Genomic DNA, 16438 nt, shown 5'->3' with positions numbered 1-16438 from the left:
CTCCCGACCCCCGCTCACATATCCCGCCTTCCGAGCAAACCCTCGCTCACATATAGCGCCTTTCCTCCAAACCCTCGCTCACCTATCCGGCGTGTGGTTAGCTGTCCGGTATGGATGGGATCTCAACCGCCGCCAAGCAGCGGGGCGTCCATTGGGACGGTGCGGTGAACGCCTGGCACATCGCCGGAGGCGTGTACCGGATGGGCCGGCGGGAATGGCTCACCGATCTCGGGTGGCAGCAAATGTACGACGCCGGCATCCGCACCGTGATCGATCTGCGGACCCTTCGCGAGCAGCAGCCCAGGGAGGTTGATCCCGAGGTTTCCGCGGATGCGACTGCTCGCTTCGAGATCGTCCATTGCCCCACCGAAGATCCGGAGGACAAGGAGTTCACCGAGCGCTTTGGCCCGTACCTGAAAGACCCTGCCCACTACGCCGACTATGTGCGGCTCTTCCCGGACAGGCTCGCCGCGGTTTTCAAGGCCATCGCCGCGGCACCCGGCGGTGTTGTAGTGCATTGCGCTGCCGGGCGTGACCGTAGCGGGATCATCGCCGTGATGCTCCAGAACCTGTCCGGAGCCGGCGACGAGGAAATCGTGCGCGGTTACCAGCAGGGAATGCGCGGAATCAACGAGCGCCACCGCCACCACCGCGCCCCGCACGCCCACGATCCCTTTCTCGAGGAAGCCGCACTCGAGGCCTTGCTGGCATCGCGCAGCGTGAGCCTGTTGGAATTTGCGCATTCCTTGGACACGTCTACCTTCCTGAGAGCGAACGGCGTCTCTAAGGCAGAAATTTCCGCCATCCGAGCGAAACTCAACGCTCCGGCGCGGTAGAACGCGGGGGAAGCAGCGTCCCGGCGGGCATCTAGTGTGCAGATCGGGCCTCTCATGTATTCTGGGTTGTATTACCGAACGGCCGGTCAGTAATTTGCGGCCGTTCAGTCCATTTCGTGCCCGTGCCTTGGAAGGACCCGTCGACGATGACCAGTACCGCAGTCGCTCCGGAAGCCACAACCGTTGAAACCGTGCCCAGTTTCGTCCAGGGCGAGTGGTGGACCCCCAGCGCAGAAGCCTCAGCTGGCGTCCCCGTCCGCGACGCCAGCACAGGCGAGATCCTCGCAACGGTCAACACCGACGGACTGGACCTTGCCGGCGTCGTGAACTACGGGCGCACGGTGGGCCAGCGCGAGCTCGGCAAGCTCACCTTCCACCAGCGCGCCCTCAAGCTCAAGGAACTCGCCCAGTACCTGAACGGCCGCCGCGAAGAGTTCTACACCTCGTCCTTCAAGACCGGCGCCACCAAGATCGACTCGATGGTGGACATCGACGGCGGCATCGGCGTGCTCTTCACCTTTGGTTCCAAGGGCCGCCGCGAACTGCCGAACTCGCAGGTTGTAGTGGACGGACCCATGGAAGTCCTGTCCAGGGACGGTTCCTTCGCCGGTGAGCACATCTACACCCGCATCCCGGGCGTCGCGGCGCAGATCAACGCCTTCAACTTCCCCGTGTGGGGCATGCTCGAGAAGCTCGCGCCTGCATTCATCGCTGGCGTCCCCACCATCGTCAAACCAGCCACCCCCACCGGTTACGTTGCCGCCGTCGTGGTCAAGGCGATCGTCGAGTCGGGCATTCTGCCGGAAGGCTCGCTGCAGCTCATCTCGGGATCCGCCCGCAGCCTGCTGGACCACCTCGACTACCGCGACATTCTCGCCTTCACCGGTTCCGCCTCCACCGCCTACTCGCTCAAGTCCCACGCCAACGTGGTCCAGGGCGGCGTCCGCTTCACCTCCGAAACCGACTCCCTCAACGCGGCCATCCTCGGACCCGACGCCGTGCCCGGCACCCCCGAGTTTGACGCCTTCATCAAGTCGGTCGTCACCGAAATGACGGTCAAGGCCGGTCAGAAGTGCACCTCGATCCGCCGCACCATCGTGCCCCAGGCGCTGGTGTCCGACGTCGTCTCCGCCATCGGCGCGCGCGTGGACGAGCGCGTCGTCGTCGGCGACCCCAGGGCAGAGGGCGTCACGATGGGCGCCCTCGCGTCGCTCGAGCAGCTCGCCGACGTCCGCGCGGCAGTGCAGTCAATGCTCGACGCCGGTGGCGAGCTCGCGTACGGGACGCTGGATTCGCCGTCGGTCACCTCGCTGGACGGCACCATCGGCGTCGTGGAGGGCGGCGCGTTCATGTCGCCCGTTGTCCTGAGCTGGGCCGACGTGGACTCGGAAGCCGTCCACTCGCTCGAGGCTTTCGGTCCGGTGTCGTCCGTGATCGGCTATTCGGACCTCGACGACGCCGTCCGCCTCGCCGCCCGCGGTGGCGGCTCGCTGGTGGCCTCCGTGTGCACCAACGATCCTGCTGTTGCCCGGGAATTGGTGACGGGAATCGCGGCACACCACGGCCGTGTCCTGATGCTCAACCGCGAGGACGCCCGCTCGTCAACCGGGCATGGTTCGCCTGTGCCGCACCTGGTCCACGGTGGGCCGGGCCGCGCCGGTGGTGGCGAGGAACTCGGTGGTATCCGTTCCGTCATGCACCACATGCAGCGCACCGCGATCCAGGGCTCGCCGAACATGCTCACTGCCGTGACCGGCGTCTGGCACACGGGCGCGGACCGCAACTTCACAGTGGAGACCGAAGGTACGCACCCGTTCCGGAAGTCGCTGGCAACCCTGCGGATCGGCGACGCCGTGCGGTCCGAACTGCGGCAGGTCACCCTGGACGACATCACGGCCTTCGCCAACTCCACCGGCGACACCTTCTACGCCCACACCAACCAGGACGCAGCCGAAGCCAATCCGTTCTTCCCGGGAATCGTGGCGCACGGGTACCTGCTGCTCAGCTGGGCCGCCGGCCTGTTCGTGGAGCCGGCACCGGGCCCCGTCCTGGCCAACTACGGCCTGGAGAACCTGCGCTTCATCACTCCCGTTGCCGCCGGGGATTCGATCCGGGTCACGCTTACGGCCAAGAAGATCACTCCGCGCGAGACCGACGAATACGGCGAAGTAGCCTGGGACGCCGTCCTGACCAACCAGAACGACGAAATCGTAGCCACCTACGACGTCCTGACCCTCGTGGAGAAGTAGCCTCCCCTACCGACGCTCGCTCACGTATGTGGGGGTTTGGCCGGACGCCCGCTCACTTGTGTGGGTGTTTGGCTGGACGCTCGCTCACACGGAACGCTCCCCATCACTGGGGAGCGTTCCGTGTCTAAGGAGTTCTATTGCCCGGGGGCGCGGTATGCCGGAGTCTTCTTGGCAGCTTCGTCGAGATCCTCCACCGTCATGAGCGGCTTCAAATGCAGGCGCACTGCGCCTGTCGCATTGATCATCAGTGAGAGAGCGGCGGCGCTAGCCGCGTCCGGGATCTCGAAGACTCCGACGACGTCGGTCTCCCCGAAAGCGTAGTAGAAACTCTCAAGCGATCCGTCTACGGATTTGAGTGCATCGACCACAGCATCGCGGCGCTTGGTGCCACCCTCGCGCAACAGCCCCTTGATTCCGTCGCCTACGTAGTTTGCTTCGAATAGATATTTGGTCATTGTCTTCCCGTCCCGTGATGTCCAGGACTCGGGCCTCCTAAGGTGCTCCCATCACCCGTTGAGGGAAGGTCCCGGAGTTGTTCCCCTGCGAGGGGGCTGTGCACATAGTAGGCCGAGGCTGTCGCCCTGACAACGGTCTAGGCGGACGCGCGGCCAGAAGGTCTTTCCGATCCCGTCCGGCGTAATATTTTTTGCGTAGGAGGTGGCGAAATGAACCTAGCACTCAGGACAGCCACAACCGTCTTGCCCGTCGATGACATAGCCCGAGCCCGCAGCTTTTACGCAGAGACACTCGGCCTTCCTCATCGCGGCATGACGTGGGATGGGAATGATTTGTTTGGCATCGAAGGCGGCCCCATGCTGCAGTTGATGCCCATCAAGGACGGCATGCACTCATCGCACACCGCCCTTTCCTTTGAAGTCAGTGACATCGAGCGGACAGTCGACGAAATGGAGGCGAACGGCGTCGAATTCCGAGACTATGACCTCCCCGATCTCAAGACCGAACACCACATTTGTACTACTGACGCCGATCGTTGCGCCTGGTTCATGGACACGGAAAACAACGTCCTCTGCGTCCATGAAAGCTTGGGTATCCAGGCCGAATACCAGCTCTGAAAAGCATCACAGCACCACGCAGAACGCCCGCTCACTTTTTTAGTGAGCGAGCGTTCTGTCATCTGGCTGTAAATTTGAGCGGGCGTTGGGGGAGGGTGCCGTATATGTGAGCGGGCGTTCTGCCAATTGGGGATATATGTGAGCGGGCGTCGGTCGAAAGTGCCGTATATGTGAGCGAGCGTTGGTCGAAAGTGCCGTATATGTGAGCGAGCGTCGGTTGAAAGTGCCGTATATGTGAGCGAGCGTCGCAGGGGGCAGGGGGAAGCCAGGGGTGACCTACGCCGAGGCGTGGAGGCCGTCGAACGCCATGGTGATGACGTCGTCGGCCAGGCGTTGCGGGGAGAGCGAGCCGCCCGGTTTGTACCACTCCACGATCGAGTTGATGGTCCCGAACAGGAGCCGGGTCACGGTGCGGGGGTCGATGTCCTGGCGCAGCGTGCCTTCTTCGCGGGCGGCCGAGATCAACGCGGCCACCTTGTGGTCGAAGGCGCGACGCCGTTCCAGGGCATCGCGCTCAATGTCGGTGTTGCCGCGGAGACGCAGGAGCAGCGTGACGAACGGCAGCCGGTCCACCAGCACGGCGATGGTCTGCCGTAGGACAAACTCCAAACGCGCGTCGGCCGCCCCGGTAACAGCCTCGGGCTGTTCCAGGATGGCCTCGAGCCCACCCAGTGCGTGCTCAAGGGCGAGCTTTAGGAGGTCGCCCTTGGACGGCACGTGATGGTAGATGGCTGATTTTGAGATGCCCAGGTTTTCGGCCAGAATGCCCATGGATGTGGCGTCGTAACCGTGGCGGTTGAAGACGTCGACGGCGATGAGCAGCACTGATTGCTGGTCGTATCCGGGGCGTCCCCGCTTGGTTACTGTTTCACTAGGCATGCTGGCCATTTTCTCATGAACGGTCGGTTGATTCGCGCACGCGCCCGGCCACGTTACCTCTTGGGTCGCATGTCGTAGACGCGGCGCAGCTTGCCGTTGGAGCGCTCAAGCGAACCCGGCTCCACGACGTCCACCACGCACGAAGAACCCACGTGGATCTTGATCTGTTCGCGCAGGGCGTGTGCCGCCGTCGTGCCGGCCTCGACCGAAACGTTCTCGCGGCGCTCAATCTTGACCGTCAGCGAATCCATGCGCTTGCCTTCGGGGCGGGTGAGCTCGAGTTGGAAGTGCGGGCTGAGCTCGGGGATGCGGAGCGCGATTTCCTCGATTTGTGAAGGGAAGAGGTTCACGCCGCGCAGGATGATCATGTCGTCGCTGCGTCCGGTGATGCGGCCCATGCGGCGGTGCGCGGGGCGGGCGGTGCCGGGCAGCAGACGGGTGAGGTCCTTGGTGCGGTACCGGATGATCGGCAGCGCTTCCTTGGTGAGCGAAGTGAAGACGAGTTCGCCCGGCTCGCCGTCGGCCAGCACGGCGCTTTCCCCGCGGGAGGGATCGAACGGATCGATGATTTCGGGGCGGAAGTGGTCTTCCCAGATGTGGCAGCCGTCCTGGGTCTCCACGGCCTCGCCGGCCACGCCCGGGCCCATGACTTCCGAGAGCCCGTAGATGTCGCAGGCCTTGATGTTCATGGTGGTTTCGAGCTCATGCCGCATTTCCTCGGTCCACGGTTCGGCTCCGAGCACGGCGTACTTGAGCGAGGTCGACGCCGGATCCACACCCATGTGCGCCATCGCGTCGGCGATTGTGAGCAGGTAAGTCGGGGTCGCCAGGATCGCGTCCGGCTTGAAGTCCTGGATCAGCTGGATCTGGCGTTCGGTCTGGCCGCCGGACATCGGGATGACGGTGCAGCCGAGCGCTTCGGCACCGGCGTGGGCGCCCAAACCGCCGGTGAACAGGCCGTAGCCGTAGGCGTTGTGGACCTTCATGCCCGGCCGGACGCCGGAAGCGCGGAGCGAGCGGGCTACGAGGGTTGCCCAGTTGGCGAGGTCGTTCTTGGTGTACCCGACGACGGTTGGCCGGCCAGTGGTTCCGGAGCTCGCGTGGATGCGGGCTACTTCGTCTTGCGGTACGGCGAACATGCCGAAGGGGTATTCCTGGCGGAGGTCTTCCTTGGTGGTGTACGGGAACTTGCCGAGATCGGACAGTTCGCGGAGATCGGAAGGGTGGACGCCGGCGTCGTCGAACTTGCGCTTGTACAGTGGCACGCGATCGTAGGCGTAGGCCACGGTGTGCTGGAGGCGGCTCAGCTGCAAGGCCTCGAGCTCGTCGCGGGAGATGGTTTCTTCGCGATCTAGCTGTGCAGTGTTAAGCGGTGCGTCGGGAGCGGCGACGGTGTTCTGTGTCATTGTCTTCCTACTTCTTGGAGATGGTGCGGCTGCGGCCACGGAACTCGGCGATGAGCTCGCCGTAGCTGCCCGGTTCTTCGGGCGACCCGACGGCGGAAGGTTCGCTTGCGTCGGCCGCGAAGATTTGGATGTCGTACAGGCCGCTGCGGCCGTTGTTGGCGCGACGGTTCGCGACGGCGGTGATCACTTGGCCTTGATAGGCCGGCTTGAGGAAGTTGATGTCGACGCCGGCGGCGACAGTTATGGTGTCGGCTTCCGACGGCGAGGGGTTGGCCGGGTTGCATGCCAGTGCAAAAGCTGAATCGGCGAAGGCGAAGATCATTCCGCCGTGGGCCATTCCGAAGCCGTTGAGCATTTCCTGCCGGAGCTTCATGCGGACGGTGGCGTGGCCGTCGTCGACCTTGAGTACCTCCAGGCCCATCCACTCGGAGGCGTAGTCGTTCTTGAGAATCTGGTGCTGCGCTGCGCCAGAAAGGGTGGTCTCAACCATGCGTCATTGCCTCCAGCTTTATTTACCGAATGTTCATTAGGTAATCCCAGTTTGCTTGAACTGTCAAGAGGAGATCGCTCGGCGGGACGGATCCAGACCCCCAAAAACCCCGACGTAGTAGCCTCGAGTCATGCCGCTCATCGAACTGCCCATCCGGACCCCGAGGCTCGTGCTTCGCAGGTTCGAGGCCACTGACCTGGAGCGATTCCACGCCTACCAGTCTCTGCCCGAGACGGCGCGCTTCCTGCTCCGGCAGGAATTGACCCTCACGCAGTCCATGGAAGCGTTGGGCCGCTACGCCAACTTCTCTTTCGAACAAGAGGGCGACTGGGTGTGCCTCGCCGTAGAGCGCGCGGACGCGGCGGGCTTGCTTGGCGAAGTGGTGCTCAAGTGGCTGCCGGGCACTGGGCAGGCCGAAATCGGCTGGATCTTGGCGCCGGAAAGCCGAGGCCAGGGCTACGCCGCAGAAGCGGCCGAAGCCGTGCTCCGCCTGGGTTTTGAAACCCTCATGTTCCACCGGATCGAGGCCAAGCTGGATGCCCTGAACACCTCGTCGTCGGGATTGTGCGAACGGCTTGGGATGCGCCGCGAAGCCGAGCTCGTGGACAACTGGCATTACAAGGGCCAATGGTCCACCGAAGTCATCTACGCGATGCTTGACTCGGAGTGGCGCGCGCGGAAATAGCGCCCGCTGCGAGCTGCTTGGGGGACGGTCATGGTGCGGGCTCCAGTTCTTTCTCGGGTGCGATGGATGCGGTTGCCCGGGAGAGCAGGATGACGCCGGCCAATGCGGCCGCGCCACCGAGGAGCGAGGCGACACCCGGGACTTCGCCGAGCAAAATCCACCCGAGCAGCAGGGACAGCACCGGCACGACGTACAGGAGAGAACCGCCCTCTGCCACGCTGGTCCGCGAGAGCGAAACGTTCCAGAAACCGTAGCCCACCACGGTGCAGATCACCACGAGCACGGCCAATGCCAGCCAAGCGTTCCACGTGAACTCGGACGGCGTCGCTGCGAACCGGGCGGTCGGCACGGTCGCCACTCCGCCGATGAGGGATCCCCAGAAGACCACTTCGAGCGGAGGGACGCGTGCCAGCAGGGGCTGCTGGACGATGAGGAATGCCGACAGGAGAAGTGCGGCTGCCACGATGTACAAGGCATCGCCGTTGAAGCCGACGGCCGCGGAATCGCCCAGCGTAATGGCTACCACGCCTGCTACGGCAAGCAGCATCCCCCAGTAGCCCAGGCCCGACGTTCTCTCCCGCAACATCAGATGACCGAGGACGAACGCGAAGACGGGCGAGATATTCAGCAGGAGACTCGCTGTTCCGGCCGGAACGGTTGTCTGCCCGAGGTTCAGGAGCAGGCCGAAGCCCGCATACCCCAGTAATCCCGCGACAAGCATCCTCGGAATGTCACCACCCCGCAGCGTAAGCCGCTGCCGCCGGATCAGCAGCACCAAGCCAAGCACGACGGCGGCACCCAAGTAGCGCAGCGGCGTCAGGTCCTGGGGGTCCATCACTTTCAGGGCCTCGCGGGTAGCCACGTATGTGGGCGCGGAAGACAGCACCATCAGCACATCTGGTCTTCGGTACCATCCGGTCACAATTGGGGCCTTCCCGGTGAAATGGCCCTTTGCTACAGGGCGGTTATTCAGGGAACTATTGCTCTCCCGGACGATTTATTCGTACAGTACATGAATTAGATCGTTCGCGGAAGAAATAAAGAGCAACTATTCTTTGAAGAGACCTTTGAGAAGCGCATCAGTCGGACATCGGCCTGAGCAGGGGAAACGAGGACGAGCGACATGACGGCTACCGCCAAGGACCACGAAGAGCGGCCCCGCGCCAAGACTGCCGGCGAACGGCAGCGGCACCCTACTGAAGTGCGGCGACAGCTGGTGGTTGACGCCGCGCGGGACCTGATCGCGGACAAAGGACTGTTCAATGTCCTGATCCGCGACATTTCAAAAGCCTGCGGAGTGTCACCCGGGACCATCACCTACCATTTCAAGAGTCTCGACGAAGTCCTGATGGAAGTAGTCAAGGCGGAAACCGCAGACTTCTACGTTCCCCTGCAGGAGAGCGCCAGAGGATCCGGCGACCCTACTAGGGAACTGCTGTATTTCCTCGAGGGGATGTTCGGCTCGGATGCGAGTTCTCGTCGGCATTGGCTGATCTGGTTCGACTTCTGGTCCGCTGCGGCCAGGGACGAAGCCTACGGACGCTGGATGAGCGAACACTACGACGGCTGGCGCAACGCCTTGCGCGAGATCACCGAGCGCGGCGTCAGCGAGGGATCCTTCGTCTGCGAGGATCCCCAAGGTTTCGCCATCGAAACGGCAGCCATGGTGGATGGCCTCGCCGTCCAATGCTATGCGCGGGGTTCGTCCCTTCCGGTGGAAACATCGCGGAACCTGCTTATCGCGTTCGTGAGGCGCGAGCTCCAGATCGGGTGAGCAGTGCGACCAGGAAGAGTGCCGGAAATAGCCCCGCAGCGATCTCCGCACGGGCCGCGCACGCGCTCGTGAAGCGGACTTACGCCGACATGCGCGAGAATAGCGGGTACCGCTGGTGTTAAGGTGGGCTGAGCATAAGAGAGATGGGGATCTTGAAGTGGGCGCATCGGGCGTGGCTGTAGTAATCGAGGATGACGATGACATCCGTGAGGTAGTCCATGCCGTCCTCGAGGCATCGGGCCTGGAGGTTTACGCGGCCGGAAACGGCGTCGACGGCGTGGATGCGGTCCGCCTTCACAACCCTGACGTGATCACCTTGGACCTTGGCCTGCCCGACATTGACGGGATCGAGGTCACCCGCCGCGTCCGCGAGTTCAGTGACGCCTACATCATCATGCTCACCGCCCGGGCACGTGAAGTGGACACCCTGCAAGGGCTGGCCATCGGCGCTGACGACTTCGTCACCAAGCCCTTCCGGCCGCGCGAACTCCTGGCCCGGGTTGAGACGCTCCTTCGGCGGCCGCGTGGCAGCAAGCTTTTGAGCAGCTCCGGAGGGAGCCCGTCGGCGGAGCTGCCGCCGGCCCCGGCGTCGAACTCGCCAACCGGACCCACACCTGCGCTGCCGGCGGCTGAGCCATCGGGACTGGAACACAATGGCCTTTTCCTGGACGTAGCCACGCGGACCACCCGGGTGGGAACCGAAGAGGTGCAATTGACCCGCACCGAGTTCGACCTTCTTCAGGCCCTCATGGAGGCCGGGCGCGTTGTGCGAAGCACCACGGGGCTTGCCCGCTGGCTCCATGCCAGGGAGTACGAAACGGGAGGTTTTGTCAGCGAATCCGAAGAGCGCGCGATCCAGGTGCACATCGCCAATCTGCGGCGGAAGCTCGGCGACTCGGCGCAGTCGCCGCGGTGGGTGGAAACCGTGCGTGGCGTCGGTTACCGCCTAGCGGCAAAGACATCGGAAAACTGACCCAATCTTAAGCGAACCTTTAACAACGCTCTTTACGCTGGGAAAGTCAACTTCGGATTTTCACGGCTCAAAGGAGCATCGCATGAAAAAATTCGCCGCAACACTGCTCATGACGGGCCTGCTGGCTATTGGCGGATTTGTCACCCCTGCCAATGCCGCACCGAAGACCACGCACGACACCACCGGCACAACAGTAACGACGGTTACCACCGGCACTGTTGTGAACTACGCTCAGATCGGTTGGTGGCCCAACTGACTCGCACTAGATGCCGTTTTGGCGCCTCATAACGGCATCTACTGCTAGCTACTTGGGTAGACGGGCAAGAAGAAGCTCCACGCACCGCCCCGGGCCACCGCCCAGGGGCGGTGTTTTATTTGTCCGACGCCGGGAGCTGCCGTTCCTGACCCTGTTTGCCGCGGTTGAGCCCTGGAATGACGCGACTTGCCGTGTCGTGAGCGCTTTCCCAATTCAAAGAAGGTCAGGACGGTACAAGCCCCGCCCAGAGACGCCGCCCCTTAGCTCTCCGTATCCAGCGGGAGCCGGACTGAAACCGTGGTTCCTACGCCCAGGGCGGACTCGACGTCGAGCCGGCCGGAATGGCGTTCCACAATGTCGTGGGCAATCGCCAGGCCAAGCCCGCTCCCGGGGATGGCCGCAGTGGAGGCGTTTGAAGCGCGGAAGAACCGTGTGAACACCTGCTCGATCTCGGTTTCGGGGATCCCGACGCCGGTGTCCTCCACGCGCACCACCACGCTGGGTACCGTCCCCGGGTCCGAGGTGACCCCGCTGCTGACCGCGACGTGGCCGCCGTTGGGCGTGAACTTGATGGCGTTGCTGATGATGTTGGCGAAGACTTGCTCGAGCTTGGCCTCGTCGGCCTGGACGGTCATGGTTCCTGGCGCATGCATCACAGTGAGGGACAGCGAACGGGAGTCGGCGAGCGGCTGCAACGTCGAGACAACAAGCCTGAGCAGGGTGCCCACATTCACGCGGCTCAGTTCGAGGTCGCCGGAAGTGTCCTGGTGCGAGACTGTGAGCATGTCTTCGATCAGCCGTCGGAGCCGCTCGGCATTTCGCGAAATGACATCGACCATCCGCTCGACGCCCGCAGGAAGAGGTCCACCGGCGCCAGCGCGGATCATGTCCAGGTATGCCGTGATGGACGTCAGGGGGGTTCGGAGTTCGTGGTTCACGGTGGTGAGGAAGTCGGTCTTGGCCTGGTCGAGTTCCTGGAGCTTGTACATGACCTGCTGTTGCGCGCCGATCAGGTGGCTCTGCATCAGGCCATACGCCAAGTTCCCCGAGACGTGCTGAATCAGGCCTATTTCGGCCCGGGTCCATTCCTGCGCCGTGTCCGGGCGGGCGATCCAGATGACGCCGAGAACGAGGTCTCCCTCGCCTACCGGCACCACAACAGAGGCCGACGGCGCCCCCGCACCACCGGTATCACCCGCACCGCCGGATTCACCCGAGGGAGCCCGTTTGGGCAGCGGCTGCACTTCCGCTTCTGCCCACAACCGTTCCGCCAGTTCGAACGTGGCGATTTCGTCAGTGAGTTCTCCCGGAAGGACTCCCGGCACCAGTCCGGGCGCGTTCCATTCGGCGCTCACCTGCGGCACCCGGGTATCCGGGAACGTCGTGAACCAGACGTGTTCCGCGCCCAAGGCCTCGCCGATTCCGTCGACCAGGTGCCGGGCAATCAGGCCTGGATCAATGGTTGACCGGATCGCCGCGGAAACCTTCCGCAGGCTCTCCCTCAGCGACTCGGCTTCCGAACGGCGGCGCGTCCGTTCGGCGGCGCGGGCTATCAGTACCAAGGCCCGGTGCACCCGAAATGCGGGAGGCTGGCCCCGGTAGGTGTAATCAGCAATCGTCCACCCTTCCAGGGCAGTAACATCCAGCTCGTTCTCGGGATCCAGCAAGAGCAAAACCGGAACGCTGTTCCGGGGAAGGAACTCCCGGAGGTCGTTGTCCACCACCAGCACGTCCCACGGTTCGCTTTCCAGCGCGGCCGCAAGTGAACCGGCGTCGGACACTGAACGAACCATGAAGCCTGCCGCGGCGAGCGCTGCAACCGTCTCGGCGAGACGGGCCGGGTCAGGGTCGGCCACCAAGGCCCGGTTTGGCAACGATGCATTGTCAGTCAAGCTACGCTCCTACTGTCCGGTCCGTCCCCCCACGGGAAGCCTACTATCGAGAACGTTACTTGAGTCCGGCTCCAGGTAGCAGTTCGACGGCGCCAAGGGAGTCCGCGACGAAGGCATAGTCCCACGCGCGCTCGCGCCACTGCACGTACCGTCCCGATGCTCCGCCGTGTCCACCGTCCATCTCGATCTTCATGACGATGGGCGCCGTGCCCGTGGTCTCGGAACGCAGCACCTGGACCCATTTGGCCGGTTCAACGTAGAGCACGCGGGTGTCGTTGAAGGACGTGACCGCTGCGATCTGCGGGTACGAAACGGCCCGGATGTTCTCGTACGGGGTGTAGGACTTCATGTACTCGTACACCTCGGGATCCGTGATGGGGTTGCCCCATTCTTCCCACTCGAGCGCGGAGAGCGGCAGTTCGGGGTCCAGGATGGTGTTGAGCGCGTCCACGAACGGCACGGCCGCCACGATCGCCGCGTACTTTTCCGGCGCGAGGTTGGCCACGGCACCCATCAGGAGGCCGCCCGCGGAGCCGCCCATGGCCGCGATCCGCTCCGGGGCCACCCAGCCGGAGGACGCGAGCCAGTCCGTTGCCGCGATGAAGTCCGTGAAGGTGTTCTTCTTGTTGAGCTTCTTGCCGTCGTCGTACCAGCGCCTGCCGAGCTCGCCGCCGCCGCGGATGTGGGCGATCACCATGACGATCCCGCGATCGAGGAGGGACAACCGGGCCACGCCGAAGCCGGGATCCATGCTGACCTCGTACGAGCCATAGCCGTACACCAGGCCGGCGGCGCTTGAGTCCCGCGCAAGGGAGGCGTGCCGCAACACGGACAGCGGGACGCGCGTGCCGTCCGCCGCCGTCGCCCATTCCCGGGTGGCCACGTAGTCGGACGCGGTGTACCCGCCCAGCACCGGGCTTTCCTTCCGCAGCAGCAGTTCGCCGTGCGGCAGGGCGGCGGTGGGCAGCACGAAGTCGTACACCCGCGACGGCGTGAAGTAGGACGTGTACCCGATGCGGATCACGGGCGCTTCATAGTCGGTTCCACCCACGCCGGCCGTGTACAGCTCCTCGTCGAAGGCGGGCTCCACGGCGGCGCCTTGCGCGGCGGTTCCCAGCCCGGCGAGCGGAAGCACCTGCACGCGTTCGATCGTGTCCTGCCGTACCGACACCACCAGATGCGTCGAGGTGACGCCCGCGCCGTTGACGCGAACGGCGTCGGAATGCCCGACGACGGTGCGCCAGTTCTGCTCGGACAGCGGCTTGGCGAACTCGGCCGGGTCCGCGATGGACACCATCGAGTTGATGGCACCTTTGTTGTGGGTCAGGAGGATGGTCTCAGCTTTTTGTCCATCAACACCATCGAGGAGGAACGGCTCGGCCTCGTAGAGGATGTGTTCGTCGCGGGAAATCACGGTGGACAGGCCGGCGTCGAAATCGTCGAAGCGCAGCAGGCGCGTCTCGCTGAATTCCGAGCAGCCGATGCTCAGCACGAGGTACCTCCGGTCGGAGGAGAGCTCGAATCCGAGCCACATTGCGACGTCGTCCTCCTGGTAGATGACCTCGTCTTCACTGACGGGCGTGCCCAGGACGTGCGACTTTACTTGGTACGGGCGCCAGGAATCGTCAACCACGGTGTAGAAGATCCGCGTGCCGTCGGGGGAGAAGGCCACGCCGTAGAAGATGTTCTCGATGACGTCGGGCAGAAGTTCACCCGTGCGCAGGTCCTTGATGCGGAGCGTGAAGCGTTCCTCGCCGGAGTTGTCCACGGCGTAGGCGTAGAGGTTGCCGTCCAACGTCACGGCGGTTCCGCCAATGGAGAAGAACGGCTTGCCTTCCGCCTCGGCGTTCCCGTCCAGCAGGACTTCTTCGCCTTGGAGTTCGACGCCGGGTTCCACCGCCGGCGGGGTCCAGTCCGCCACTGGGTTGACCGAGTTCGCGGCCCGGACGCGGCACTGGATGCCATACTCCTTGCCCTCGACAGAGCGGGTGTAGTACCACCAGCCATCCTTGCGGCTGGGGACCGAGAGGTCCGTCTCCTGGGTGCGTCCCTTGATTTCCTGGAAGATCGCCTCCCGCAGCGGTTCCTGGTGTGCGGTGACAGCTTCCTGGTAGGCATTTTCAGCCTTCAAGTGCTCAATGACCTCGGAGGATTCCTTGTCCCGGAGCCATTCGTAGTTGTCCACGAAAACATCGCCGTGGTGCTCGCGGGTGTGCGGCACCTTCTTGGCGACGGGGGGAACTGGAGGTGTGGCAGGCTGGCTCATGGGGCAACTCTATAGAGGGCCACCGACACGCGACCACCGATTTCGCTCAGAGCGGCCGTTCCGTCAGCACACCACGGTTCCTTGGAAATATTGGCCCGTCCACACGTTGCCGGGTGATACCTGATACAGCCCCCGGATCTGGTAGGTCCACGCGCCCTTGGCTGCTGGGGATTTGGTGTAAGTCCCACTAGGTGCTGCCATAGTGGATCCGCCGGGGTTGACGACCGAAAACTCGTAGGACGTCGCGCGCGGGACTGTTCCATAGTCGTTGACAATGACGATCAGGCTACGCGCTACACAAGTGGCGGTAACACTGGCGCCGGTTGGGGCAGGCATTGACAGGGTACCTACGCTGGTTGACGCGGAGTCCATTCCAGAGAACGCGGCCTGCGCGATACCGGGAGCGAAGACCAACACCGCAGCCGCTGCCAGGACCGCGGCGACGCGCCCCAACGCAGGCGTCTGCGCTGCGTCGGCGGTGCTCCGGCTTCTACGCAAGGTCAGCGGCTTTCTGTCAGGCCCGGTGGTCCATTCCATTCTCACCGCTTTCATGCGGTAAGGGCAGGGCATCCGGTTCGGTTCTGTGAAGAGGATTTTACGCGGCGCGCCGGGTGGTGTGACCGCCCAGGGCTTTTTCCAGCTGTGGTTGGTGCTGGCGGACGAGTTCCCCGGCGTGGGCTGCCGCGGTGTGGTCGATTGTGACCAAGGCGTGTTCGAGGCGGACGCAGTGCTGTTCCATCCGGAGCGCACCCACCATCGAGGAGCTGGTTTTCAGGCTGAGCACCGCATCCATCGCGAGGTCGCTGTCGCCGGTACTCAGTGCGTGGCTGATCTTGTCCACACGCTGGGGAAGCATCTTGGCGTAGGCGGCCGCGAACTTCTCGGCGGCCTCCTTGCTTTTCATTTCCCGTGCCAGGCGCTTGAGCGGGCGACGGTCAAAGGCCGGCAGGGCGGCGCTGGTGTCCACCTCGCCGTCGCCTTCGGGCTTTTTCCGCCAGATGGAGACGAGAACCATGACCACCAGGGCGGCCGGAGCGCCATACATCAGGACCTTCAGGACCACGGGATCACGAAGAGCGCGGATCGCGTTGCCCAGGTACGGGACGGTGAACACCTGGCGGTCTACCTGGCCTCCGGCCAACGTTGCTGTCCAGGGGTCGGCGCCGTTGTTCGCGTCGCCCTTGGTGCGGACGGTGGCAGTGCCTTGGTTGTTCACCGTCAGGTCGATGATCCGGTGGGTCTCCACCCGCTGGTCCTCCACCGGAATGTGGTAGGTGATGATGTCCCCGACCTTCAGGTTCTGGACCGCCACGGGAACGGTGACAACCACGTCTCCCGGGTTGATCAGCGGCGACATCGAGCCGGTGAGCATGGTGCTGGTCTGGTAGCCGAGGACGCGGGGCCCGACCGCGAGGAACAGGAACGCAGCCACTGCCGCGACCATGATCGTGGTGGTGATGACGCTGACCAGCGCCCGGGCAATCTTCGACGCAACACCCGGGTTCTTGCCCGAGCCGGGCGTCGCCGTCGTGGTGGCCGTCTGGGAGACCCGCCGGTGGCGGACCAGTGATGCGGTCATGGCTGGGTCTCCGTTCTTGTGGAAGGCCCTCCGCCGTCGTTTGCATGGGGGGCTCGACGGCGGAGGGCTGGCTGGTGGGG

At 64.0% G+C, this 16438-nt stretch carries 16 protein-coding genes; 7 read left to right on the top strand and 9 right to left on the bottom strand.

Annotated elements, in window-relative coordinates; all coding sequences use genetic code 11:
- The first annotated feature begins 110 nt into the window (after positions 1 to 110).
- Positions 111 to 836, top strand: a complete 726-nt coding sequence (locus AC3WJU_RS09940) for a tyrosine-protein phosphatase (protein WP_492259765.1) — start codon at positions 111 to 113, stop codon at positions 834 to 836.
- A gap of 146 nt (positions 837 to 982) precedes the next feature.
- Positions 983 to 3085, top strand: a complete 2103-nt coding sequence (gene paaZ, locus AC3WJU_RS09935; protein WP_492259764.1) for a phenylacetic acid degradation bifunctional protein PaaZ — start codon at positions 983 to 985, stop codon at positions 3083 to 3085.
- Between the two features lie 134 nt (positions 3086 to 3219).
- On the opposite strand, the gene AC3WJU_RS09930 is transcribed toward paaZ, so the two are convergent.
- Positions 3220 to 3540, bottom strand: coding sequence for a GYD domain-containing protein (locus AC3WJU_RS09930; RefSeq protein ID WP_492259763.1), 321 nt, complete (start codon positions 3538 to 3540; stop codon positions 3220 to 3222).
- A gap of 210 nt (positions 3541 to 3750) precedes the next feature.
- Here AC3WJU_RS09930 and AC3WJU_RS09925 point away from each other — a divergent pair, with 210 nt between their 5' ends.
- Complete coding sequence (locus AC3WJU_RS09925; protein ID WP_492259762.1) at positions 3751 to 4158, top strand: VOC family protein; 408 nt, start codon at positions 3751 to 3753, stop codon at positions 4156 to 4158.
- 276 nt (positions 4159 to 4434) lie between these two features.
- Here the strand turns inward: AC3WJU_RS09925 and AC3WJU_RS09920 are convergent, their stop codons facing one another.
- Genes AC3WJU_RS09920 through AC3WJU_RS09910 form a run of 3 tightly spaced genes read right to left on the bottom strand, consistent with a single transcriptional unit; the run spans position 4435 to position 6933 of the window.
- On the bottom strand, positions 4435 to 5037 hold the full coding sequence (locus tag AC3WJU_RS09920; protein WP_078107744.1) for a TetR/AcrR family transcriptional regulator: 603 nt from the start codon (positions 5035 to 5037) through the stop codon (positions 4435 to 4437).
- Between the two features lie 53 nt (positions 5038 to 5090).
- Complete coding sequence (gene paaK / locus AC3WJU_RS09915; RefSeq protein WP_306959145.1) at positions 5091 to 6443, bottom strand: phenylacetate--CoA ligase PaaK; 1353 nt, start codon at positions 6441 to 6443, stop codon at positions 5091 to 5093.
- Between the two features lie 7 nt (positions 6444 to 6450).
- A complete protein-coding gene (locus tag AC3WJU_RS09910) occupies positions 6451 to 6933 on the bottom strand; it encodes a hotdog fold thioesterase (protein WP_059389548.1) in 483 nt (160 codons plus the stop codon).
- A 130-nt stretch (positions 6934 to 7063) separates the two neighbouring features.
- Between AC3WJU_RS09910 and AC3WJU_RS09905 the strand changes: the two genes are divergently transcribed.
- Positions 7064 to 7618 carry a GNAT family N-acetyltransferase gene (locus tag AC3WJU_RS09905; protein ID WP_492259761.1) on the top strand — a complete coding sequence of 185 codons (555 nt, stop codon included), beginning with the start codon at positions 7064 to 7066 and terminating at the stop codon, positions 7616 to 7618.
- 28 nt (positions 7619 to 7646) lie between these two features.
- Here the strand turns inward: AC3WJU_RS09905 and AC3WJU_RS09900 are convergent, their stop codons facing one another.
- Complete coding sequence (locus tag AC3WJU_RS09900) at positions 7647 to 8507, bottom strand: DMT family transporter (protein ID WP_492259760.1); 861 nt, start codon at positions 8505 to 8507, stop codon at positions 7647 to 7649.
- Between the two features lie 234 nt (positions 8508 to 8741).
- Between AC3WJU_RS09900 and AC3WJU_RS09895 the strand changes: the two genes are divergently transcribed.
- From AC3WJU_RS09895 to AC3WJU_RS09885, 3 genes are all read left to right on the top strand, one after another.
- Complete coding sequence (locus tag AC3WJU_RS09895) at positions 8742 to 9392, top strand: TetR/AcrR family transcriptional regulator (protein WP_492259759.1); 651 nt, start codon at positions 8742 to 8744, stop codon at positions 9390 to 9392.
- A gap of 172 nt (positions 9393 to 9564) precedes the next feature.
- Positions 9565 to 10365, top strand: a complete 801-nt coding sequence (locus AC3WJU_RS09890) for a response regulator transcription factor (protein WP_492259758.1) — start codon at positions 9565 to 9567, stop codon at positions 10363 to 10365.
- 82 nt (positions 10366 to 10447) lie between these two features.
- Complete coding sequence (locus AC3WJU_RS09885; protein WP_172465637.1) at positions 10448 to 10621, top strand: hypothetical protein; 174 nt, start codon at positions 10448 to 10450, stop codon at positions 10619 to 10621.
- 260 nt (positions 10622 to 10881) lie between these two features.
- Here AC3WJU_RS09885 and AC3WJU_RS09880 read toward each other — a convergent pair whose 3' ends face one another.
- From AC3WJU_RS09880 to AC3WJU_RS09865, 4 genes are all read right to left on the bottom strand, one after another.
- Positions 10882 to 12513: a sensor histidine kinase gene (locus tag AC3WJU_RS09880; protein WP_059389552.1), complete on the bottom strand. Its 1632-nt coding sequence runs from the start codon at positions 12511 to 12513 to the stop codon at positions 10882 to 10884.
- A 55-nt stretch (positions 12514 to 12568) separates the two neighbouring features.
- Positions 12569 to 14779, bottom strand: a complete 2211-nt coding sequence (locus tag AC3WJU_RS09875) for a S9 family peptidase (protein ID WP_492259757.1) — start codon at positions 14777 to 14779, stop codon at positions 12569 to 12571.
- A gap of 63 nt (positions 14780 to 14842) precedes the next feature.
- Positions 14843 to 15316: a hypothetical protein gene (locus AC3WJU_RS09870; protein WP_492259756.1), complete on the bottom strand. Its 474-nt coding sequence runs from the start codon at positions 15314 to 15316 to the stop codon at positions 14843 to 14845.
- 58 nt (positions 15317 to 15374) lie between these two features.
- On the bottom strand, positions 15375 to 16358 hold the full coding sequence (locus AC3WJU_RS09865) for a signal peptidase I (RefSeq protein WP_492259755.1): 984 nt from the start codon (positions 16356 to 16358) through the stop codon (positions 15375 to 15377).
- Positions 16359 to 16438 lie beyond the last annotated feature (80 nt).

The sequence above is a fragment of the Arthrobacter sp. FW306-1B-F12A genome, from assembly GCF_058781865.1.
This window is presented reverse-complemented; position numbering and strand designations above follow the sequence as displayed.